This window comes from Pedobacter sp. KBS0701 (assembly GCF_005938645.2).
Taxonomy (GTDB): domain Bacteria; phylum Bacteroidota; class Bacteroidia; order Sphingobacteriales; family Sphingobacteriaceae; genus Pedobacter.
Genome location: NZ_CP042171.1, coordinates 3,916,726 through 3,940,271, shown reverse-complemented (window position 1 = coordinate 3,940,271; position 23,546 = coordinate 3,916,726). Strand labels below are relative to the sequence as shown.

The following is a 23,546-nucleotide window of genomic DNA, read 5'->3' as shown; positions in this document are numbered from 1 at the left end:
TTTTTATGTTACACTTCAGTCAATTTGAAAAATCCTATTTCAATCATCTTGTTTTAAAGATAGATAATATTAAACTTCCTGGGGGCATTTTTTGGATAAAAGGGAGAAATGGTACAGGAAAAAGTACTTTTTTGAAAGCAATTGCAGGGATATTATCTTTTAAAGGCGAAATTGCAATAGGAACTGTTTATTTAAAAAATCATGGTGTAGCCTATAGAAAACTGGTCAATTTTGCTGCTGCGGAACCATTATTTCCTGAATTTTTAAGCGGGGTGGAGATGATTGCTCTTTTTGCAAAAGCGAAGGGTGCCGGAGCTGGTCAGGCGGAAATCCTGGTTACCGAAATGGAAATGCAGGGCTATATCAACAATCCGTTAGGATCCTATTCCAGTGGTATGCTCAAAAAACTTTCGCTGGTACTGGCTTTCCTTGGGAAACCAAAATTGATTTTGTTGGATGAACCTTTAAATACGATCGATGCCGAATCTCTTGAAGTATTATACCGTTGGATCAACGAAAAACATGAGAAAGACAAGATCAGTTTTCTTTTATCATCTCATCAACCTTTAGATGAGTTAAAATTACCCGGACTTAAACAGATTAATATCGTGGATAAAAAATTAACACTGAACTTTTAATGTTTCCACTTTCGAACATTGCCTTAAGAAAAATATTTGTTGATGGGTTTTACCGTACACATGCAGGTATGCTGGTATTCTTTTTCGTCATGTTGATCAGTTATTGTTTGTTCATCAATACTTTGGGTACAGTAATGCCTGATCAGATAGATTTTTGGCAGTTTTTCTTTACCATTAGTTTGGTGAGCAATCCGTTGATTATGGCTTTTTATCTGGTTGCAAGCGCATTATATGCCTATAAAGGCTTAAAATATGTGCTTAACCAGCTTCTTTTGCCTCAACATGAGTTTTTATATTACAGTTTTACCTCATCTTCCAAAAAACAACAAATTCTCAACTGGTATAGTGTGTTGGCTTATATATTTATCCCGGTTTGGTGTTATACTTTATATGCAATAGTTATTGGATTAATATTTGGTTATTATTTTATTTCTATTGGGATTTTGCTCTTTCAGCTGCTGTTGATTATCGCTGGTGCTTACATCATTCTAAAAGAAAGTAATCGTTTAATTGAAACCAATAAACCTACCTGGTTGATCCGGATTAGCAGAAAATGGAATAAACCTGTGTTTTTATTGTATAGCTTTCAGGTTTTTAACCGATCGAAACTGGCTTATTTATTAACCAAACTGCTTTCGTGGTTATTGATTTCTAGTGTTTTTATACTTTTCTCCGATATTAAAGATAATTCAAAGCTATTAATGCTCATTACTTCCTGTATTGTTGTGCCGCATATAGTACTTGTCTATCAGGAAAGGATTTTTAATGATCGGTATTTATCTTTTTTACCCAATTTTCCTTTTAGTAAGGCCAAGGTATTTTTTAGCTTCTGCTTAAACTATCTCATTTTATTATTACCCGAAATATGTTGGATGACTACCCGTTTTGGCTTGATAACATCACTCGAATTAGCTGCATTCGCTTTTTCCGCTATCCTCTTATTCAGAAGTTTGCTTTTACTGAATGGGATTCAGGTTAAAGGATTTTTGATAGGTGTTTTTTGTCTGTTTTTCCTTTTTTATGTGTGTATTATGTTTGGCCTAGGCTTAATGTTAATTCCGGTAAATATGGTTATGGCTTGGGTGATATTTAGGAGGAATTGTTTGAATGATCATGTTTTAAATTAATCGCCTTAACTTTGAGAGCATACAATATTCCAATTATGTCTCAATCAATTCAAGACCAGAAATTCTTTCAAAGTGCTTTTTATTAAGTGTGGCAATTTTTATTTTTCTGGCTAATGCTGTTGCTCCAATAAAAATGTCGGGGATTTCAATTAAATTATTTCTCTTTTTAAGTTCTTTTGTAATTTCTATGGCAATATCACTTGCTAATTTGTCGAAAGGAAGTATGGTTACCTGACCGAAAAAATCTTTCCAAAAATCGATCTCCTCTGCTTTTGCACCAATCATTAATCTCATATTCGGTAATAATAGAGACTGCAAAAAGATTATAAACTTTGGTTAACTGGTAGAATGTACTTTTCTCTTTTATTCGTTTTCGATAAAAATCAATTAAAATAGATGTATCCAAACAAACTATTTCGTTCTCCATGAATTGAAGTTTTTTCTTTGTGCCTGATGTTTTTTATACTGTTATTCACTCATTACAGGACCTTTGAGCAAAAAATCTTGAAAATCAGATAAGTCCTTCGATGCTTTTTGTTCAATAAACTCTTCGTTTAAAACTGATTTTAATTGTTTTATTTTTGCTGCAGGAAGTTTTTTTATTGCAGCTAACAATTGTTCATAGCCTATGTCGATTGTTATTTCCATATATCAAAAATACACAATTTTAAATTTAAAGCAAGGCAGTGATTTTTAGTTGTTTTAAATAAAAATCCTACCCTAATATTGAAATTGTTTCTTAAATATTCGAAAACAAAAAGTTTAACCTGGCAAGCTCTGTTTTGATCTGGTTCATGCCGATTAAACCACCTGACATACCACTCGACTGCTGAAAAACATTTACAGTAAGTTCATTTTCAGTATTTGGTAACATGGTTACACTAAATTTAAAATAGGTTGCAAATGCACCTAATAAAAGCCTTTTGGTTCGGCTTCCTTTCTCTAAAATTAAATTTCCATATTGATGGTCGAAGACTTTATAGCCTTGTTGTTCCATCAGATGGGTAATTTTGCCCGTCATTTCTTCTACCGAAACATCCTTGTATAAGTTAGATATCAGTCCATCAACAGTTTGAAGGTTTTTTACAAAAAGCGTCATAGTATTTAAATAAGGTTTATTTTAATTCATCTAATACTTTAAACAACTTTTTGTTGATACTGTTTCCGCTATAATTATTAATATTGATCACTACTACATATTTGTTACCGGCAGCATCGGTATGGTAACCTGCAAAGGCTGAAACATCGTTTATGGTTCCGCTTTTAATTTTCATGCCATTGTATTCTGGCAGGGCTTTATAATAATCAGGGAACCAGTTTTCTTTCTGAATTTGAAAAAGTATAGTTGCCATTGCAGAGGTTGTAATCCGGTCGCCTGGTGAGAGTCCGCTGCCGTCGATAATATTTAATGCTGTTCTATCAATGCCTTTATCAGCCCAAAAGTTAATCTCCGTTTGTGCACCTTTGCTTGTTGTACCCGCTTTGCCTGATTTTATCGCAATGGTTTTTAAAAGCGATTCGCCATATAAATTGATGCTTTTCTTTAAAAACCAATAGGTCATCTCGCTTAAACGAGGTGAACTGATGGTGCTTATTTTTTGTGTAACCGAAGGAATGACCTGATTGTTTAAAGTCATTAACCGGGCCGTTGTGGCCTGTTGACCGGTTGAAATCTCCAATCTCTTCAAAGTATCCTGTAAGCGGTAAGCGCAATCAAAAGCAGGATCGGGGAGGGCTACAGAAATGCCTGTTTTGGTAATGCCCATTCCCCAACTTCCGCGGAGGTAGGCAACATTACTGTAAGGAGGAAGAAAAGCATAACTTCTATCGCCCGTACCAGTTGCACCGGTTTTGAGTTCATTTACCAACTGCACATAGGGCGTAGCCGGAACAGTTTTTACAATTTTCACCTCATCCGCCGCGCTGCTCCCTGGTCTTAAATGGATATCGAACTGATTTTCCCGCCAGGCCAAACCCGAAGTACCAGCGCCATAATAATTGCCGATGTCCTGCCAAACCCAACCTTCAGGTGTGGTTTGTGTGCCAAAAATACGGTCATCACCAATTACTGAACCTTCAATTTTTTTTATGCCTGAGGCTTTTATGGCCGCCACCCATTGTGTTAAAACAGTATTTTCTTTGTTTTGATAACGCCACGAGCCCAAAGTAGGGTCGCCGCTACCGATAATGATGAGGTTTCCTTTTAAAGTTCCGTCTGTAGTAATGGTTCCGGTATAGGCCAGGGTAGTCTGAAACTGAAAATCTTTTCCTAAAATACTGAAAGCGGTAGCGGCGGTAATGGTTTTTAGTGTTGAAGCAGTGGGCAAACCAATCTGCTCGTTTTTAGCATAAAGTGTTTTGCCGGTATTGGCATCCAAAACGCAAAGAGATACCAGGGCATGTTTTGCCTGTTCGTCGTTTAATAGATTATTAAAAGCTTTTTCTAGGTTTTGGATTCTGTTTTGAGCATTTGCTGCGATTGTTAAACACAGCGATAGGGACAATATTTTGAAAAATTTCATTTTTTTTTGCTGGCGATTATTTTATACCAGGAAACTGGTATAGTTAGCTTTATTTATAACGTATGTTTCGTTGGTGGGGTATGCATCTAAAAATGTAGAAGGAAACTTTACTTTTTTATTCGCGTTCCATTTAATCTCTATGGCATTTATTTTTCCATCAACTTCTTCTATTAAATCAATTTCCTGTTGCTGAAAACTGCGCCAAAAATAATATCTGGCATGCTTTCTTTTATTATTACTGGCCTTTATGTATTCAGATATAATATAATTTTCAAACAACTGACCAGCATCCTGCCGTAAGCCGAGCATGCCGAAATTTTCGATTACCGCATTTCGGATTCCTGTATCATAGAAGTATATCTTTTTGCTCTTTTTAATTTCGTTCCGCAGGTTGCTGCTGTAAGCACCTAGTCTAAATACAACGAAACATTGTTCTAATAGATCGATGTAACGCTCAACAGTGAGTTTATCGGCCTCAATCATTTGTCCAAGTTCAGTATAAGAAACTTCGTTACCAATCTGTAGGGCCAATGCCTGTACCAGTTTTTCGAGTTGTAATGGTTTTCGGATACCCGTAAGGGATAAAATATCTTTAAAAAGATAACTGTTAGCTAAATTTAATAACAGCTCTTTTTCTTCCCCCGGATAATTGATGGCATCGGGATAAGTACCGTAAATTAATCTTTTTTCTAAAGCCTGTTCTTCAATAAGTACGTTCGTTTCGTCAACAAGTTCTGCAACTGAAAAAGGGAAGAGGTGATATTCAAATTTTCTTCCTGTTAACGATTCTTTGATGCCAATAGCCAGATCTAATGATGAAGAACCAGTAACCAATAACTGAACATCTGAAAAATTATCAACGATCAGTTTTAAGGTTAAGCCAATATTGGTAACGCGTTGTGCTTCGTCGATAAAAATGATTTTGTTAGCACCAATAATTGATTTCAGCCTTTCGATACTGATATCAGTTAAGGTGGTGCGTACGTTTGCCTCATCACAATTTAGAAAAACAAAAGGTAGCTCAGTCTTATTTACTAACTGCTTTAACATAGTAGTTTTACCCACTTGCCTTGCACCGGTAACAATAATGGCTTTTTGTTTAAAAAACTTCAATTCGATATGGTTTTGCAGATTTCTGATAATCATCATACAAATTTTGCTTCTCTCAAATATAACAAAATTTTAAATCTAATCACTAAATTATATATAATTTGGTGATTATGATCTCTTTTTTATATATAATTTAGTGATTACGATCGCTAAATTATATATCTTTAAATTTTTAACCTTAACCATTGAATAATTTATTGCGCTTAATTTCCTTTCCCTGCCTCAATCTCACTGCATGATAAACGGTGGGTACATCGTTCGTCCATTTTTTGAGGGTGAGAACAATTGCAAGTATTTCCAAGCGGGTGGCCATGCCGAGCCAAAAACAAATTTCAAAGAGCACGATCGATTCGTAATGCACCATAATTTCGACTAAAGTAGCAAATATTGTCAGCGTCCAGATTTTAGCGCCGATAGAATGGGTGGCAATTTCTTTTTTGAATTTGATATAGCTTAATGCATAGGTTGAAGCTTCGAAAGTACCAAGGACAATTAATTTGACAAGATTGGTTTTGAAGAAATCCGGACATTGAATATAAGTGGCAACTGCTACCGAAATAAAAAATACCTGATCGATACCAGAGTCCAGCCGCCTTAACTTTTCGGAAGAGATATTAAGCTTACGGGCGATGATCCCATCAAAAACATCGGTTAGCAAACCAATAGATAATAAGGTGATGGCTAAAAAAGAATAATGGCTAGCATGGAAAACACTTAACAGAATGATTCCAAAACCAATAAGCAATCTGGAATAAATTAAAGCAATTGGAAGTTGTTTCATTGTAGCGCATAAAAAAGCCCCGAATAAATCGAGGCTTTTCTTAAATTATTTATTGATTAAACCAATTCTTTCTGAATTAGATATTCGGCAATCTGAACAGCATTGGTTGCTGCACCTTTACGTAAGTTATCGGCAACAATCCAAAGGTTTAGTGCTTTGGGAGCTGATTCATCTCTACGGATACGGCCTACAAAGACCTCATCTTTTTCATGGGCATCTTTCGGCATAGGATATTTTAAGTTGGCCACATCATCCACAACGATTACGCCTGGTGCTTTTTCTAAAATGCTGCGCACTTCAGCTAAATCGAAATCATTTTCAAACTCGATATTTACCGACTCTGAGTGACCACCCATTACCGGGATACGAACCGTTGTCGCGGTAACTTTGATGCTATCGTCGCTCATAATTTTGTTCGTTTCCTTAACCATTTTCATCTCTTCTTTAGTATATCCGTTTTCAGTGAAAACATCAATATGAGGAAGAACGTTCAAGTCGATTTCATAAGGATAAGCTTTAGGACCATCAATGCCTTTACGCTCGTTCATTAATTGCTCAACCGCTTTAACACCAGTACCGGTAACCGATTGATAGGTAGAAACCACCACACGTTTTATTTTGTATTTATCGTGCAAAGGTTTTAAAACCACCACCATCTGGATGGTCGAACAGTTTGGGTTAGCGATAATTTTGTTATCGATAGAAAGTTCGTGTGCATTAACTTCCGGCACAATTAATTTAATTGCAGGATCCATTCTCCAGGCAGAAGAGTTATCGATAACAGTTGTTCCGGCCTCTTTAAAACGAGGTGCATGCTCTAATGAAGTGTTGCCACCCGCCGAAAACAAAGCGATATCTGGTTTCATACTGATTGCAGTATCCATGCTAACAATTGGGAACTTCTTACCCTTAAAAGTAATTTCCTTACCAACACTCTTTTCTGATGCTACGGGAATCAACTCTGTTAAAGGGAAATTTCTTTCCTCCAATACTTTTAACATGACAGTGCCAACCAATCCGGTTGCACCTACTACTGCTACTCTCATTTTAATTTTTTTTATATTATTAATTATTTGATATGAGCTCAAATATGCTAAAAATTAAGCTGATATCCCTATTGTTACCAATTAAATTTGCTTTTAATATTTGAAATTTTTGGTTTTCGATAGAAAATATGGTTGGAGAATAAAGTCTGAGCACAAACTTCCAAAGTTTCGCAGGGGGCGGGGCAGGGGGCAACTTCGGAAGTCAATGAATGTTTTTTTTGGAAAGCAGGTTCCATCGTTTATCGGTTACGAAAGTCCTGCTATCACTATAATCTTTTTAAACAACTATTGTCAATGCTGAGGTACGAAGCATCTGTTTCATCGGTTGCAGACAACAAGATTTATAGGTACTGCAATTAAAAAGTATTGCCGTTCTATCAGGTTTAGATAAACAGGGACAATTCTCCTAATGACAGTGAAATCTTTTAATGAGGTTTGGGTTGTTGAAGAAAGGAGAAGATTTTATTTACGAAGATAGATCTCTCCATTTCGCTACGCTTCAGTCGAGATGACTGACAAGCCAGTGTTAAACCCCACAGATTTTTTTAAAATCTGCGGGGTTTAATAAATTTAAATCAAACTGGCTTTGATATAATCGCAGCTTGTTTTGATCGAGCCAATTGGATCTGGTTGATAATTGGTTTCGTGCTCTACAAAGAAATGTTGCATGCCTGAAAGTTTTGCCTGGGCAAAAATGGTTTTAAAATCAATTGATCCCTTACCCACCTCGGTATTTAATTCAGGTTTGGCCTTGTCCATATCCTTCACGTGCCACATAGGGAAACGGCCGGGATATTTTTTAAATAATGCTAAAGGATCATTACCTGAGCGTACTACCCAGTATAAATCCAATTCAAAATTAACCAGGTTTTTATCGGTTTCAGTTAAGTAAACATCATAACCAGTAGTATCGCCCAAATTTTTAAACTCGAAATCGTGGTTATGATAAGCGAATTTTAATCCTGAAGCTTTAGCAATTTCTGCCACTTTGTTAAAATCGCTGGCGGTTTTTTTGAAACCATCAGAACCTTTACTCATATCAACATGTGCGCCGGCAATGGTGAAATATTTACCACCAATTGCAGCTGATGATTCGATATCTGCTTTTAATCTATCGGCATTTCCTGTTTTTACAAAATCATCCATGTGGTAATGACCACTTGGTGCTTTTAAACCATTGGCATCAAGTAAGGCTTTAAATTCTTTAGGCGTTAAGCCCCAAAATTTTCCATTGGCAAAACCATAGGTTTCAACTTCTTTGTATCCGGCCTTTGCTACTTTTTCGATAACGCCTTTTACATCTTTCGGCAACTCATCGCGCAGGGTGTATAATTGCAGGCCAACATTTTTACTTGCTTTATCAAAAGCAAATGATGGAATTAATAATGCCGCTCCGGCAGCTAATCCTGCCTGTTTTAAGAATGTCCTTCTTGAATTCATTACCTAAGATTTTAAATAATCTCCTTTTTAATATAAGCGCAGCTTGCTGCAACAGATTCCATTGGATTTGGTTTGTAATTGGTTTCGTGTTCTACAAAGAAATGTTTCATACCCGAAAGTTTTGCCTGGGCAAAAATAGGTTTGAAGTTGATAGAACCCGTTCCTACTTCAGCATTTAATGCCGGATTGGCTTTATCCATATCTTTAACGTGCCACATGGTAAAACGTCCTGGATTTTCTTTAAATAATTTAATCGGATCGTTACCAGAGCGTACTACCCAGTACAAATCAAGTTCGAAATCAACCAATTTTTTATCGGTTCCTTTCAAGAGGATTTCGTAACCGGTAGTATCACCTTGTTTTTCGAACTCGAAATTGTGGTTATGATAAGCTAATCTGATACCTGCTGCTTTCGTTAATTTTCCAGCTTCGTTAATCCTGGCTGCGATTTTTTTGTAATCGTCGGCATTTTTTCTGATACTTCCTTCCAACCAGGGAATGGTTACATATTCGCTGCCCAGTACTTTTGCTGCTGCAATTGCTGCTTTGAGTTCTGTGGTATTTCCATCAGCCAGATAAGTGCCCAAACCGTAATGGCCACTTGGTGCTTTTAAACCGTTAGCATCCAACAATGCTTTAAATTCTTTAGGCGTTAATCCCCAAAATTGATCTTTTATCGAAAAACCATAGGTTTCAACCTCTTTGAAGCCAGCTTTTGCCACCTTGGCAATGGTTCCTTTTACATCTTTAGGCAATTCATCCCTTAAAGAATATAATTGTAAGCCTACTGCTTTTTTATCGGCAGCAAAAGCGAACGATGGAGCCAAAAGTGCTGCCGCTGCAGCCATACTACTATTGAGTATAAAACTTCTTCTTGATATCATAGGTATATTTTTAAATGTCGCAAATTGAGATTGCCTTTTTTAAGGAGGCTATTTTATCAGCATTTTTGGGTATAAATTCTTGTGCAACGAAACCTTTAAAGCCGGTTTCGGCAATGGCTTTCATAATGGCAGGGTAATACAGTTCCTGTGTATCATCAATTTCGTTTCTGCCCGGAACACCGGCAGTGTGGTAATGTGCAATATACTGATGGTAATCTCTGATGTTCCTGATCACATCACCCTCATCAATCTGCATGTGGTAAATATCATATAACAACTTGAAGTTTTCAGATCCTAAGCGTTTGCAAAGCTCAGCTCCCCATGATGTTCTGTCGCATTGGTAATCTTTATGGTTAATTTTGCTGTTTAGCAACTCCATTACCAATACCACATTGTGCTTTTCGGCCAATGGAATTAACTGTTTTAATCCTTTAACGCAATTGTTCCAGCCTGTTTCATCATCTTTACCACGACGGTTTCCACTAAAGCAGATCAGATTTTTATAACCAGCTTCTGCAACAAGTGGAATCATTGCGGTATAATTCTGAATTAACTTTTCGTGGAATTTTTCGTCGTTAAAACCATCTACCAAATTAATTTCAGCACCATTACACATGGTTGATTCTAAACCATGTTTTTTTAAGGTAGGCCAATCTTGCGGACCCACCAAATCAATACCTTTAATACCTATTTTTTTTGCTTCAATGCAAAGTGTTTCTACATCAAAACTACTAAAACACCAGCGACATACAGCATGGTTGATATTTCCTTTTAGCCTTAGCGGCCGATCTGATTCTGGTTTCTCCATTGCTAGTGCTGAAAATCCTGAAGAAACACCAATTGCAGCAGTTCCTGCAATGATGTTCTTTAAAGCATTTCTTCTATTTACGTTTGAGCCCATGTTAAATTGCTTTAGCTTCTATTTCAGATTTAGTTTTATCATTGAACAACAGGGCGAATAATAAGAAAACGGCAGCTGCAATTCCTGCTGGAATAATCCAAACCATTTTCCAATCGGTTACCTCTCCGGTTTTATACATATCTGTAATTAAGCCCGCAACTTTAAAGCCGATCAACATACCAACGCCATAAGTTGCTAGGGTAATAATACCCTGCGCAGCACTTTTGAATTTTTCTCCAGCTTTTGAGTTGGTATAAATCTGACCAGAAACAAAAAAGAAATCGTAACAAACGCCATGTAGTGCAATTCCTATAATCAGCATAAAGCTTAAGTTGCCTGCATTGCCATAAGCAAACAGTACATAACGTACCGCCCATGCCAGCATACCAACTATAATTGTCTTCTTAAATCCGTACTTTGAAAAGAAAACAGGAATAGCCAATAAAAATAATGCTTCAGAAACCTGACCGATGGCCATTTTACCTGTTGGATTGGAAACTTTGATATCAGCCAGGAAAAGGCCTGCATTTTGATAATAAAAGGCTAATGGGATACAAATCAGGATCGAAGAAATAAAGAAAACAGCAAAATTTTTATCTTTTAATAATTTCAATGCGTCCAATCCTAAAATGTCACGTAATTTTATTTTTTCGTCTTTGGCAATCTTTGGAGGAGTTGCAGGTAAAGTAAAACTAAATAATCCCAACGCCAAAGAGGCAATGCCAGCCATTAAAAAGGTACTTTTCAATAATCCAGCTTGAATTCCTTCCGGAGAATCCCAGTGGAAAGCAAAACTGATTAATAAACCAGCGATGATCCAGCCGATTGTACCGAAGACCCTAATATTTGCGAATTCTTTTTCGGCATCTTTCATTTGGTTAAAAGAAACCGAATTTACCAGTGCAAGGGTAGGCATGAACAAAATCATGTAAGCTAAAACGTAAGGATAAAAAACACTTACATCTGGGGCACTATACATCTGGTACATTAAAATAGCACCAATAATATGTAAAACACCTAAAATTCGTTCAGCGTTAAAATATCTGTCGGCAATAAGGCCTATGATAAATGGAGCAATAATAGCGCCCCAGGATTGTGTTGAAAATACAGAACCAATTTCGGAATTGGTTGCCTTTAGGTTATTGTTTAAGAATGCCCCTAATGTTACAAACCATGCGCCCCAGATAAAAAATTCCAGGAACATCATGGCAGAAAGTTTAAAGCGAGTAGTGCTATTCATTTGGCTAGTAATTATGTAAAATGGTTAAGGTAAGAGGGATGATAGAAACGTATCCCCGTAACTCATCTACAATTTTATAATATTTTAACTGGATTGGCAGGAGGGATTTTGTAATTCACATTATACATTTTTCCCTCTTACATTTTCAATTTTTATAGTTCTTTTATGGAGATGTTTTATATCAACATCATCTGAATTTGTAAGAAGGATTTGTAATTCACATTATACATTTTCCCTCTTACATTTTCCATTTTTATAGTTCTTTTATAGAGATGTTTTTGTACCAAACTTCGTCTCCGTGATCTTGCAAGGCAATTCTGCCGGTTTTAAAGATTCCCCAGTTTTCCCATGTCGCAAATTTACTACCTGCAACAATTTTTTTCCAGTTATCATCCCAAAGGGTGGTTTTTACTACTTCAACACCATTTAAAATTAAGGTTAATTTACCCTTTTTGCTAATGATCTCTGCTTTGTTCCATTCGCCAACCGCTTTAACCGGTTCTGATGAACTTTTTACCAAGTCGTACAAATCGCCAGCACGGTGTTTCGTGATTTTTCCATCCGGGTGGCCATCGTTATCAATAACCTGCATTTCTAAACCTGTAGAATAGGTCGCATGGTATTTAGGTTCTTCGTGAACATAAAAAATCAGGCCACTATTTGCTTTCGGAGCTACTTTCCATTCATATTTTAAGTGGAAGTCGCCGTATTCTTTGTTTGTAACTAAATCGCCACCGCCATCAGCACCTTTTTTAACTAAATCTAAATGCAATGTACCATCCTGAACTTGCCAGGCACTACCAACTGTAGTTTTGTTGTAGGTATGCCAACCTGTTGTGGTTTTACCATCGAACAGTGGTTTAAAGCCTTTTTGTGCTTTTGATATTTGTGTAACTGCTAATATGATAAAAGCAGAAAGAAAGATTTTTTTCATTTTTTTTTAAATAAAACCTCGCAGGTTAAAAAACTGCGAGGTTTGTGATAGTTAAAGGGTTAAATTATTCCAGCCTTTACGGTATTCACGTTTTACAAACTGGTTGGCTTCATCAAAGTTGGTCACTTTCATATTATCATTATCCCATAACATTTTAGTGTACCTGCCTGGATAAGTAATCTTATCGTTTACCGTTTTCTGGATATCAAAACTTCTGATTGCCAGGTTTGCCATTAATAAAGCTTCCGTTAACGGACCAGCAATTTCAAAAGGCGAACTTACTTCCTGTTTGCCATAACCGGCAATTGCTGCTTCAACCCATTGTTTGTAGTGCCCATTTGCACCATCTGGTACGCGGGCATATTTTGGCGCAACTTTAATGTCTTTGTTTTTACTTAAAGGCAATAATTTTGGATTTGCACTATACGTCTCAGACATCATTTTACCTTTTGTTCCAATAAATAGGGTACCGTTACCACCATCTCCAAAAGTTTCGTTTGCTTCCAATTCTTCCGGGCGTTCTGGCTGGATACCACCATCCATCCAGTGTAAAGTAACATCGCCTTTAGTTTTATTCGTTTTAGGGAATTTTAAGGTAACATGACTTGATGGAGGACAGCTTTCTGGGAAATAACCGCGCTTAAATTCATCAACATAAACAGAACCTACACTTGCCTCAACTTCTTTAGCATATTTTAAATTTAATACACTAAAAGGAGCTTCAATTAGGTGACAACCCATATCGCCCAAAGCACCTGTTCCGTAATCCCACCAGCCACGCCAGTTAAATGGAACCAATTTATCAACAAAATCCTTTTCAGGAGCTGTTCCCAACCATAAATTCCAATCTAATTCTTTAGGGACTTCTGCTTTTTTGCTTGGCCAAGGAATGCCTTGAGGCCAAACCGGGCGGTTAGTCCAGGCATAAACTGTATGTACGTCGCCGATCAAACCAGCTTCGTACCATTCTTTCATCTGCCGTGGACCGTCGTTTGATGCACCTTGATTACCCATTTGTGTAACCACTTTATATTTTTTTGCAGCTGCGGTTAGAATACGCGCTTCATAAATATCGTGTGTTAAAGGTTTTTGAACGTAAACATGTTTGCCCAACTGCATGGCTGCTAAAGCCTGGATGGCATGGTTATGGTCTGGAGTAGAAACAGAGACAGCGTCGAAGTTTTTATGTTCTTTATCCAGCATCTCGCGCCAATCTTTATAGTATTTTGCTTTGGGGAAAGCTTTTACACTATTGGCTGCACGGCGATCGTCTACATCACATAGAAAGGCGATATCCGCTTTTCCACTTTTGTAGAACATATCTAAATCACTTTGACCTTTTCCGCCAACACCAATGCCGGCAACCAATAAGCGATCGCTCGGTGCTAAATAACCTGTTCCGCCTAAAACATGGCGTGGAACAATCATAAAGGCCGCGGCAGCAATTGCCGAAGTTTTAATAAAATCACGACGGTTACTCGTGTTTTTATTTTCTTGCTCTGTTTTCATATAGTAAATCGATTTGCTAACGGAATTCGACTATTTTTTCTTTAGAGATAAAATATACTTTACCATTAATTTTGCGTCATCTTTTTTAAGAGTAGCATGAGCGGTCATTGGCATATTGCCCCAAACTCCGGTTCCACCTTTAATAATCTTATCTGCTAACATATTGATGTTTTTATCTGTAGCCGGATATTTTTTTGCGATGTCTACGTAAGCAGGGCCAATAATTTTGTTGGTCTTGTTGTGGCAACCTAAACAATCTGATTTATTGATCAGTTTTTCTCCTGGATTTGATTGAAAAGTAGCATGGTTTGCTGTTGTTGCCGTTGCAACCACGGCTTTCTCTTTCGCTAAATCAGCTTTTGAAAACGACGCCATAAAAATGACTACAGCGCCTAAAATTAAAAATGTTTTTTTCATGTGTTGTGTGTTGTTTTTAATTGCATTCAAACTTGCATAAGCGTTAATATTTATTTGTTGTTGCTTATGCAGGTTTTCATGTTGTGTGTATTGTTATTCTTGTAATCCTAATATTCTTTTATTGAAAGCGCTATCACTACCTGATGCAGCAAAATCATCAAATGCTTTATCAGTTACGTTAATGATATTCTTTTTGATAAACTCTGCGCCTTCGCGGGCACCGTCTTGCTGGTTTTTGATACAGCATTCCCATTCCATAACGGCCCAACCTTTAAAATCATATTGGGCTAATTTACTAAAAATGGTTTTAAAATCAACTTGTCCGTCACCAGGTGAGCGGTAACGTCCGGCGCGGTTTGCCCAACTCTGGTATCCACCAAAAGTGCCTTGTTTGCCTGTAGGGTTAAATTCTGCATCTTTTACATGGAAGGCTTTGATGCGTTCGTGGTAAAAATCAATGTACTGAATGTAATCCAATTGTTGCAACACAAAGTGAGATGGGTCATACAATAAGCATGCCCGAGGGTGATTATTTACCGCAGCGAGGAACATTTCGTAAGTTTCGCCATCAAATAAATCTTCTCCAGGGTGTATTTCGTAGCAAACATCAACTCCGCACTGGTCAAATTCGTTCAAGATTGGCGTCCATCGTTTTGCCAATTCTGCAAAACCTTCCTCAACCAATCCAGCCGGACGTTGCGGCCAGGGGTGGAAATATTGCCACAATAATGAACCACTAAAAGTAGCATGCGCATTCAAACCCAGATTTTGTGATGCTTTTGCAGCATATTTCATCTGCTGCACTGCCCATTCTGTCCTGGCTTTTGGGTTTTTGTGTACTTCTTTTGGTGCAAAGGCATCAAACAAGTCATCATAAGCAGGGTGAACTGCCACCAATTGTCCTTGTAAGTGTGTAGAAAGCTCAGTAATTTCTAAACCGTAAGTTGCAATTTTGCCTTTTAATTCATCAGCATAGGTTTTGCTTTCTGCCGCTTGTTTAAGATCAATAAAGCGGGCATCGAGTGTTGGCATCTGGATACCTTTGAATCCTAAATCTGCTGCCCATTTGCAAATGTTATCAAGTGTATTAAATGGAGCTTCGTCGCTTATAAATTGTGCTAAAAATACTGCTGGTCCTTTTATCGTTGTCATGCCGGATTATTATATTTTATAGTCGAACCATTTTTGATCTGATTGGCTTGAAGCCACCACATTTTCGATAAATGCCATTCCTCTGATTCCGTCTGAAGTGCCAGGGAAATCGAGCATTTCTGCTGTAGGTTCCTCATTATTTAATTTTGCATTTACCGTAAGTGCAAAGTTTTTATAAATGTTGGCAAATGCTTCTAAATAACCTTCAGGATGACCGCCTGGTGTACGGGTATTGTGTTTTGCAAAACTACCCATATAGCCGTTACCTGTTCTGTAGATCTGGGCAGGAGCATTTAACCACCTTACAATTAGTGTATTTGGTTCCATCTGGTGCCATTCTAAACCACCTTTTTCGCCATAAACCCTGATTTTTAGTGCATTTTCTTCTCCGGCAGCAATTTGTGAGGCCACCAGTACGCCGTTAGCTCCATTATCGAACTTTAACAATACGTTACCGTCATCATCAATGGCTCTTCCAAGCACTACAATATTTAAATCAGCACAAATTTTAGTGATTTTTAGTCCCGAAATGTATTCGGCAAGGTGTGCTGCGTGTGTGCCAATATCGCCCATGCAACCGCTTTTCCCAGTTTTAGATGGGTCTGTACGCCAAGCCGCTTGTGCATTGCCTTCACGCTCAGAAAGTGTACTTAACCAGCCTTGAGGATATTCTACCACGATTTTACGGATAGCACCCAATTCGCCTTCGTTTACCATTTGCTTAGCCTGCTTAACCATCGGGTATCCTGAGTAAGTGTGTGTTAAACAAAGGGTTAGTCCGGTTTCTTCTACTTTAGCCTGCAGCTCTTTAGCTTCTTCTAATGTCAAGGTCATCGGTTTTTCAATCACGACGTTGAAACCCTTATCCAAGGCCATCATTGCAGGAGCAAAATGAGCAAAGTTTGGAGTAACAATGGTTACAAAATCGATTCTTTCGTCTGCTGGCAATTCACTTTCTTTGGTCAGCATTTCTTCGTAATTATTGTATATCCTGCTATCGGGAAGAAAAAGTATTTTTCCAGATTCATATCCAATTTCAGGATTTACACTTAAAGCTCCGGCAGATAATTCGATCAGGCCGTCCATATTGGCAGCCAAACGGTGTACGGCACCGATAAAGGCGTCTTTTCCGCCGCCTATCATGCCCATTCTTAATTTTCTTTTCATTTTTGAGGTATGGGGTATAGGGCTAAAGGTTTAGGGCATAGAGACACTGAGCCCTATACCTTAAACCTTTTTACCTTAAACCTTTCTAGATATTCTTTTTCTTTAGTTCTTTTACAGCATAATCTGCAGCGCGCGCAGTTAATGCCATAAATGTTAATGAAGGGTTTTGGCAAGCAATTGATGGCATGCACGATCCGTCAGTTACAAAAACATTGTTTACTTCGTGCATCTGGTTCCATTTATTCAGCACAGAAGTTTTTGGATCATTGCCCATTCTAGCGGTACCCATTTCGTGGATTGCCATACCTGGATAACAGCCTGCATCGTAGGTTTTAATGTTTTTGATACCTGCTTTTTCCAACATTTCTGCAGCATCGTTCATCATATCCACACGCATTTTTTTCTCATTTTCTTTATATTCGCAATCAATTGCCAATACGGGCTGCCCCCACTTATCTTTTTTGGTTTTATCAATGTAAACCTTGTTTTCATAGTAAGGTAACATTTCTCCGAAACCGCCTAATCCCATAGTCCATTTTCCTGGAGTGGTCATTTTTTGTTTCAGGTCAGCACCAAATGATAACTCTGCAACATCATTTTGCCAGTTGTTTCTGCTTGCGCCGCCCTGGTAACCGAATCCACGTAAGTAATCGCGTTTATCGTTACCGATGTTTTGATACCTTGGTACATAAATTCCATTTGCACGGCGGCCATAGGTATATTTATCGTCAAAGCCTTCAGCCTCTCCGGATGCGCCGCAACGAAAATGGTGATCCATTAAATTATGACCCAATTGACCACTACCGTTACCTAATCCGTTTGGATGTGCTTCTGATGTTGAATTTAGCAGAATGAATGTAGAAGCTAATGTAGAACCGTTTACAAAAACAATTTTCGCATAAAACTCCATTGTTTTGTTGGTTTGTGCGTCAATAACCATTACACCTTTGGCTTTCTTGGTATCTTTATCATAAATAATATGATTTACGATAGAATATGGCCTTAATGTTAAACGTTTGGTTGCCATTGCTGCAGGAAGGGTAGAAGACTGCGTACTGAAATAAGCACCAAATGGACAACCACGGCTACACAGGTTCCTGTATTGACAATTACCACGACCTTTATGTGGAACAGTAAGATTGGCAACACGGCCAATCATGATGATACGTTCTCTTTTATAATGTTCTTCAACACGGGCTTTTACTGATTTTTCTACAATGTTTAAATCCATCGGAGGTAAAAAATCACCATCCGGACAAGTAGGCCAGTTTTCTTTAGAACCACTGATGCCGGCAAAACGCTCTGCATAATCGTACCATGGCGAAAGTTCTGCATAACGAACCGGCCAATCGCTTCCATGACCATCTTTTGCATTATCTTCAAAATTATGGTCGCTTAAACGGTAGCTCTGACGGCCCCACATTAACGATTTACCTCCCACGTGGAAACCGCGGTACCAATCGAAACGTTTGTCTTCAGTATATGGACATTCTAAATCGTTTACCCACCATTTTTCATTTGCTTCCTGGTAGGGGTAATCTCTTTTTTGTACCGGGTGGGTACGTTTTTGCTCTTCGGTAAGTTTACCTGCATGTTTAAAATCCCAGGGATTTTTCATTGCATTTTCGTACCCGGTAATGTGCTCAATGTTCATCCCTCTTTCGAGCATCAGTACACGTAAGCCCTTTTCGGTAAGTTCTTTTGCAGCCCAGCCGCCACTAATCCCCGATCCTATAACAATAGCATCGTAAGTATTTTCTGCTTTTAAATTGGTATTTAAATTCATGATGTTTTGTAGTTGTGATTAGAAGTTAGGTTGCCCAGGATCTTTGGCCTGGCTTTAATGGCGCATTGCCATCATATCGGCCCGGAATAAGGACATATTCCCTTGCTTTGGTGCAACCAATTTCTGAAGAATAGTAACCGAGTAAGGTCAAATCTCTTGCCGTGATAAAAAAGTAAACTAAATCTTTGTTCTCTTCTGATTGGCCATCTTTTTGTGCAAGTGCGATTGCCCTCAAATCGATCATTAACTTTTTGCGGTCGGCCGGTGTTAAAGTGATATAGCTTTTCCCGAAATCTTTCATTGATTTTGCCTGAAGATCTTTAAATCCTTGTGCAAAGGAGGTTTGCATGGTTGCAGGGTAACAATCTTTCATCATCATCGGAATAAACTTACCTAAACCTGCGGCCTTGGCACCTGCAGAGGATTTGGTCGTCGGGACAATAATGTCAGCAAATTCTGCAAAGATCTTTTCGTCTTCAAGCGAATAGCTTACGAAGTTTTTTTCATTTTCGGGGAGCGTAAAACTTTCAAATAACACGCCCATTGTACTTGCCGAGATTGCTCCTCCCAGCAAAAATGCAACGTTTTTGAGTGCTTCTCTTCTGTGCATCGTCTTTATGATTTTATATTTTGGTTATTTATGTGTTGAATTAGTAATATTAGAAAAAATATAACGTAAACAATTAATTTTTTAAGTTAAATTATCAGTTTGCAATATCATTGTTACCTTATAGAATAATTCTAAATAATAGTTATTTTACTGCCTGATTGCTATTTAAACCCTGTTTTTATCTCAAATTTACTTGGTGTAAAAAGTACATTTAGTACGGGCTGACATATTATTTACTAATATATCCAAAAACATAGCCTTTTTAAGGCTAAAATCAGACTAAAGCAGATTTTTTCTGATGTAATTATAACTTTCTGTAATACTCTCGTAAGGTTCCTTTTTAATGATGTCCTGTTCTGTAAAAATATAATCTACACCAGCTAATTTTGATGCGGCGAAAATGCTTTTGAAATCGATCCTGCCGGAGCCTACTTCTACGAAAACGGCTTTATCTGCTTTGTCCATATCCTTAACATGAAACATTTTATAACGGCCTGGATTTTTCTTGAACATATCAACCGGGTTCAAACCTGCATTTACCGCCCAAAAGATATCGAGTTCAAAACCTACCATATTGGCGTCGGTTTCAGTAAGCAAGGTTTCATAACCTGTAACCCCATTTCCCTGATCTTTAAATTCGAAGTTATGGTTATGGTAAGCCAATTTTAAGCCTGATTTTTGGCAAAGTTCGGCTGCCTGGTTAAATTTGGCAGCCATGCGTTTATAATCATCTAATGTTCCATTGGCCCTGATATCAGTCGGTAAAGCAGGGATAACAAAATATTTCTGGTTAACAGTAGCTGCGGTTTCGATGTGCGATTTTAACACTTTATCATCGCCAGAGGATAAAAACTCCGTGACGTTGTAATGTCCGCTGGGAGAGGAGAGACCGTTGGCTTTTAATAATGCATTGAAATTTTTGGCTTCCAGTCCCCAGAATCCTTTCACTTCATATTTCCCCGGATAGCCGTAATAGGTTTCAACTTGTTTATAGCCGATTTTAGCTACCCGTTCAATAGTGGCCTTTACATCTGCCGTTAATTGTTCGCGTAGGGTGAAAAGACCAATTCCGATTTTTGAAACCTTCGCCGATTGTGCTAAAGCTGTTGTAATAATGGATGGACTTAAAAAAGCTGCTGCCCCGGCAACGCTTACTTTTTGTAAAAATGATCTTCTTGTTGTCATGATGTTTTAGAATAAAAAAACCGGAGCGTGAACTCCGGTTTTATTTGTTTAGAATGAATAAGCTAATGATCCCCAGAAGGTACGTTGTAGTAAAGTTCTGCCAATCATTAATGTGCCAGGTGTTACGGTTGAGAAATCTCTGAACTGATCTCCACGAACATCGCCCTCTGTCAACACTTTTGCATTTAACAAGTTGTCTGCCCAAAATCTTATTGAAATCTTTTTAGTAAAATTATATCCTGCTCCGGCTTTCATTACCACATAGGATGGAAGCTCGTAACTTCCGCTAGGTGAGGTAAAACGGCTGCCAACATAATTGGCTGCTACATACAGGTTAAAGTTTTTGTAATCGTAGTTGGCACCTAGCTCTGTATTCAATACAGGTACCCTTTCGGTTCTTTTGCCGGTAAAACTATATACACGGTCTCCAAATTCGGCTGCTACAGCGGCGTTTCCACTTGTATTTGCTTCATAATCGGTGTATTTAGAATCTTGCAGTGTTCCGGTTAAGCGTAAGCTTAGCGGTTTAAATATTTTGTAGGAAACTTCATACTCGGCACTCCAGGTACGTGTAGAGCCAAAGGCCACCAGTGCTTGTGTTCCAGCTGCTGTCGTAGGCACATTAATCGTTAACGAAACATTTTTAATGGCAGAATAACTTCCTGATGCAAAAATTGCCAGGTTGTTTTTTGCATATTTAAAACCTACTTCGCCTAAATAAACCGGGCGTTTTTTAATGTTTGCACCATTATATCCTGAAGCATTATAATCGCCTATATTTGGTGCGTTATAAGCTTTTGTAGCCCGTGCAAACATACTTGCAGTAGTGCTTATCTTATAATTTGCGCCTATTGATGCTGCCCAGTTGGTTAAGGTTTCATCATAGCTGGTATAACCCAGTATGGTTGGAGTGGCTGGCGCTGCAATATTTACAGTGCCATTCGAATTAAGTGCATAATAAGGTCTGTCTCCCTTAACATTCTGGTTATCAATTCTCGCTCCGATATCTAAACGCCATTTTTCGGATATTTTAATCTCATCACCAGCATAAGCTGATAATGTTCTGGTATCGCCAATAAAGGTGTTTTTGGTTTGAATTGTTCTTTCTGTTGCTGTTGGCGACTGTAAGATGATACTTGGGTGCTCCTTAAATTCTGTAAAAGATCTAAATGCATAGCGTAAATCGTCGCGATTGTATTGATGAATACCTGCGCCGATATTTAAACTATGATTTTTAAAAGTCTTTTTCAGATCCAGGTAATCAATAATTTGAACATCGCTGTTAATCTGTCCCTGTGCGTTTGATGTAATTACATAATCTCCGGTTACAAACGGTGCAACGGCACCTCCAGGGTAATAATAGGGTGTAGCCGCTGTTCTCGCTGTAATTCCTGCCGGAACGGTATAGGTTGAGTTTGTATGCGTATTTTGATAACGGAAATTGTTCACTATCTGCCAGCCGCTATCGGTTAGGTAATTGAACTGGAAACCTGCTGAACCCAATTTGGTATGGATACCATCTGTTAGACTAAAATTATGGTTTCCGGTTGAAGGATCGTTATAACTCCATTCGGTTTGAACCGGTAAGATTGATTGTGAAGCCATATTATAATCCCGGTAAGTGGTTGGTTTCCCGGTACCATCGTAAGGGTAATAACTCGTTAGTAAGAACTGGACTTTGTCATTAAGGTATTTACCATACACCCTGAAAAAGCCTTTATTGTTTTTGAAATTAAAAGTCATGTTGCCTTTAATCTGTCCACCCTGGTTGGCCGGGTTAAAGCCCTGTTCTACCACGCCGTTATCGGTACGGTAAAAACCACCAATGTTATATTTAATCTGATCGTTTATTTTTCCACCGGTATTCCCATCAAAACGGTATAAGCCTTGTGAAAAACCTGTGGTGAATTTAAACTGGCCATATTGTTTATCGGCGCCCGCGTAACTGATGTTGTTTACTACAGCACCTGGCGTATTGGCTTGAATAATCGAGGCATTTCCCCCTCTAATTGCTTCGATATTCTGTATGGTTAAGTCTGTTTTATAGTATTGATCTACTGATGGGTTGGTATTGAAACCTGTTGGTAAAAGCGGTAAACCATCTTCTTGTATGCCTAAGAAAATATAACCACCCTGTTGTGGAAAGCCCCTTACCCAAACGTTGCCCGGACCATCGCCACCCGTACTTTCTACGGTCAGGCCTGGTATAGCTTTTAATAAATCGGTACTGTTTAAGGGTGCCCTGTTGGTGATATCTTTATTACTCACCGAGGTTAAGGCCACACTGCTTTCTAATTTTTTCTTTGGATTACCACCGGTTACCATCACACTTTCTAACTGTAGGTTATCTTCTGATAGACTGATGTTCAGGTTTTCGTCGGAATTGCCTGGTGATAGGCTGACTTCTTTAGATATGAAGCCTACATATCTCACCACGAGTACGCGGCTATCAACCGTTAAGCCTTTTAAAGCAAAAGCCCCATTTTCGTCGGTTGTGGTTCCGATTGATTTCCCTTTTACGGTAACCGAAACTCCTGGAATGGCATTGCCCTTGCTATCGGTTACTTTTCCGGTTACAATGCCTTCGAAAGTTTTTAAGAGTTCGAGATTGTTATTGGCGGGGATAGAATAGAGCAAAATCTGATCTTTAACTATCCTATATCCCACGTCATAACGTTTTAGCGAATTCTCAAGAAAGTATTTAAGCTTTTGGTTAACTACATTAATAGAAACTTTACGGCCGGAGTTTATTAATTGCGGACTGTAAACAAATTTAACATTGGCTAATTGTTCTGTTTTTTCTATAATGGTTTTAATATCTGTTTGATCAGCTTTGATCGAAATTGATTTGTTGAGAAAGTCTTGGGCGTCGACATTTTTTGCAAAAGCACCACAAGTAAAAATTATTATTGCAAGTATTTGGTAAATCGAAATTCTCATTGCATATATCGCCAGCGAAATAAGTTGATTTTTTTTCATAAATTTGGTTATTGTTCATTAAATGATTGGATTTATTGGACATGGAAATACCATGAATACATTTCTAATGTATTTAACTCGCCGGCAATGCCCCACATTGTCGGCTTTGTTTTTTAGA

22 protein-coding genes are annotated in these 23,546 nt (G+C 38.0%); 2 read left to right on the top strand and 20 right to left on the bottom strand.

The window, feature by feature from the left end; genetic code table 11:
- The first annotated feature begins 5 nt into the window (after positions 1–5).
- Both FFJ24_RS15870 and FFJ24_RS15865 read left to right on the top strand, forming a co-directional pair.
- Positions 6–638 (top strand): ATP-binding cassette domain-containing protein, encoded by a 633-nt coding sequence (locus tag FFJ24_RS15870; protein WP_138818139.1) that lies wholly within the window; start codon positions 6–8, stop codon positions 636–638.
- Positions 638–1,765 carry a hypothetical protein gene (locus tag FFJ24_RS15865; RefSeq protein ID WP_138818138.1) on the top strand — a complete coding sequence of 376 codons (1,128 nt, stop codon included), beginning with the start codon at positions 638–640 and terminating at the stop codon, positions 1,763–1,765. Before FFJ24_RS15870 ends, FFJ24_RS15865 begins: the two co-directional genes overlap by 1 nt.
- A gap of 33 nt (positions 1,766–1,798) precedes the next feature.
- Here the strand turns inward: FFJ24_RS15865 and FFJ24_RS15860 are convergent, their stop codons facing one another.
- The 20 genes from FFJ24_RS15860 to FFJ24_RS15765 form a co-directional block, all read right to left on the bottom strand.
- On the bottom strand, positions 1,799–2,050 hold the full coding sequence (locus tag FFJ24_RS15860) for a type II toxin-antitoxin system VapC family toxin (RefSeq protein WP_210419379.1): 252 nt from the start codon (positions 2,048–2,050) through the stop codon (positions 1,799–1,801).
- A 183-nt stretch (positions 2,051–2,233) separates the two neighbouring features.
- The gene (locus tag FFJ24_RS15855; protein WP_138818137.1) at positions 2,234–2,413 is read right to left on the bottom strand and encodes a hypothetical protein; all 180 of its coding nucleotides are present in this window, start codon (positions 2,411–2,413) and stop codon (positions 2,234–2,236) included.
- 91 nt (positions 2,414–2,504) lie between these two features.
- Entirely contained in the window at positions 2,505–2,864 is a 360-nt protein-coding gene (locus FFJ24_RS15850; protein WP_138818136.1) for a hypothetical protein, read from the bottom strand.
- A 16-nt stretch (positions 2,865–2,880) separates the two neighbouring features.
- Complete coding sequence (dacB, locus tag FFJ24_RS15845) at positions 2,881–4,287, bottom strand: D-alanyl-D-alanine carboxypeptidase/D-alanyl-D-alanine-endopeptidase (RefSeq protein WP_138818135.1); 1,407 nt, start codon at positions 4,285–4,287, stop codon at positions 2,881–2,883.
- 21 nt (positions 4,288–4,308) lie between these two features.
- Positions 4,309–5,436 carry an ATP-binding protein gene (locus tag FFJ24_RS15840; protein ID WP_246862627.1) on the bottom strand — a complete coding sequence of 376 codons (1,128 nt, stop codon included), beginning with the start codon at positions 5,434–5,436 and terminating at the stop codon, positions 4,309–4,311.
- Positions 5,437–5,575: 139 nt separating this feature from the next.
- Positions 5,576–6,178: a CDP-alcohol phosphatidyltransferase family protein gene (locus FFJ24_RS15835; protein WP_138818134.1), complete on the bottom strand. Its 603-nt coding sequence runs from the start codon at positions 6,176–6,178 to the stop codon at positions 5,576–5,578.
- 56 nt (positions 6,179–6,234) lie between these two features.
- A complete protein-coding gene (locus FFJ24_RS15830; RefSeq protein WP_138818133.1) occupies positions 6,235–7,224 on the bottom strand; it encodes an aspartate-semialdehyde dehydrogenase in 990 nt (329 codons plus the stop codon).
- 570 nt (positions 7,225–7,794) lie between these two features.
- Complete coding sequence (locus FFJ24_RS15825; RefSeq protein WP_138818132.1) at positions 7,795–8,664, bottom strand: sugar phosphate isomerase/epimerase; 870 nt, start codon at positions 8,662–8,664, stop codon at positions 7,795–7,797.
- Between the two features lie 11 nt (positions 8,665–8,675).
- Complete coding sequence (locus tag FFJ24_RS15820) at positions 8,676–9,548, bottom strand: sugar phosphate isomerase/epimerase (protein ID WP_138818131.1); 873 nt, start codon at positions 9,546–9,548, stop codon at positions 8,676–8,678.
- Positions 9,549–9,558: 10 nt separating this feature from the next.
- On the bottom strand, positions 9,559–10,449 hold the full coding sequence (locus FFJ24_RS15815; RefSeq protein ID WP_138818130.1) for a hydroxypyruvate isomerase family protein: 891 nt from the start codon (positions 10,447–10,449) through the stop codon (positions 9,559–9,561).
- A 1-nt stretch (position 10,450) separates the two neighbouring features.
- Positions 10,451–11,689 carry a nucleoside permease gene (locus FFJ24_RS15810; protein WP_138818129.1) on the bottom strand — a complete coding sequence of 413 codons (1,239 nt, stop codon included), beginning with the start codon at positions 11,687–11,689 and terminating at the stop codon, positions 10,451–10,453.
- 253 nt (positions 11,690–11,942) lie between these two features.
- Positions 11,943–12,623 (bottom strand): DUF1080 domain-containing protein, encoded by a 681-nt coding sequence (locus tag FFJ24_RS15805; RefSeq protein ID WP_138818128.1) that lies wholly within the window; start codon positions 12,621–12,623, stop codon positions 11,943–11,945.
- 51 nt (positions 12,624–12,674) lie between these two features.
- Entirely contained in the window at positions 12,675–14,132 is a 1,458-nt protein-coding gene (locus FFJ24_RS15800) for a Gfo/Idh/MocA family protein (RefSeq protein WP_138818127.1), read from the bottom strand.
- 30 nt (positions 14,133–14,162) lie between these two features.
- Positions 14,163–14,549 carry a c-type cytochrome gene (locus FFJ24_RS15795; protein WP_138818126.1) on the bottom strand — a complete coding sequence of 129 codons (387 nt, stop codon included), beginning with the start codon at positions 14,547–14,549 and terminating at the stop codon, positions 14,163–14,165.
- Positions 14,550–14,642: 93 nt separating this feature from the next.
- On the bottom strand, positions 14,643–15,701 hold the full coding sequence (locus FFJ24_RS15790; RefSeq protein WP_138818125.1) for a sugar phosphate isomerase/epimerase: 1,059 nt from the start codon (positions 15,699–15,701) through the stop codon (positions 14,643–14,645).
- Positions 15,702–15,710: 9 nt separating this feature from the next.
- The gene (locus FFJ24_RS15785; RefSeq protein WP_138818124.1) at positions 15,711–16,868 is read right to left on the bottom strand and encodes a Gfo/Idh/MocA family protein; all 1,158 of its coding nucleotides are present in this window, start codon (positions 16,866–16,868) and stop codon (positions 15,711–15,713) included.
- 85 nt (positions 16,869–16,953) lie between these two features.
- A complete protein-coding gene (locus tag FFJ24_RS15780) occupies positions 16,954–18,654 on the bottom strand; it encodes a GMC oxidoreductase (RefSeq protein ID WP_210419378.1) in 1,701 nt (566 codons plus the stop codon).
- Positions 18,655–18,679: 25 nt separating this feature from the next.
- Entirely contained in the window at positions 18,680–19,264 is a 585-nt protein-coding gene (locus FFJ24_RS15775; protein ID WP_138818122.1) for a gluconate 2-dehydrogenase subunit 3 family protein, read from the bottom strand.
- Positions 19,265–19,543: 279 nt separating this feature from the next.
- Positions 19,544–20,449: a TIM barrel protein gene (locus FFJ24_RS15770; protein WP_138818121.1), complete on the bottom strand. Its 906-nt coding sequence runs from the start codon at positions 20,447–20,449 to the stop codon at positions 19,544–19,546.
- A 48-nt stretch (positions 20,450–20,497) separates the two neighbouring features.
- Positions 20,498–23,428 (bottom strand): TonB-dependent receptor, encoded by a 2,931-nt coding sequence (locus tag FFJ24_RS15765; RefSeq protein ID WP_138818120.1) that lies wholly within the window; start codon positions 23,426–23,428, stop codon positions 20,498–20,500.
- Positions 23,429–23,546 lie beyond the last annotated feature (118 nt).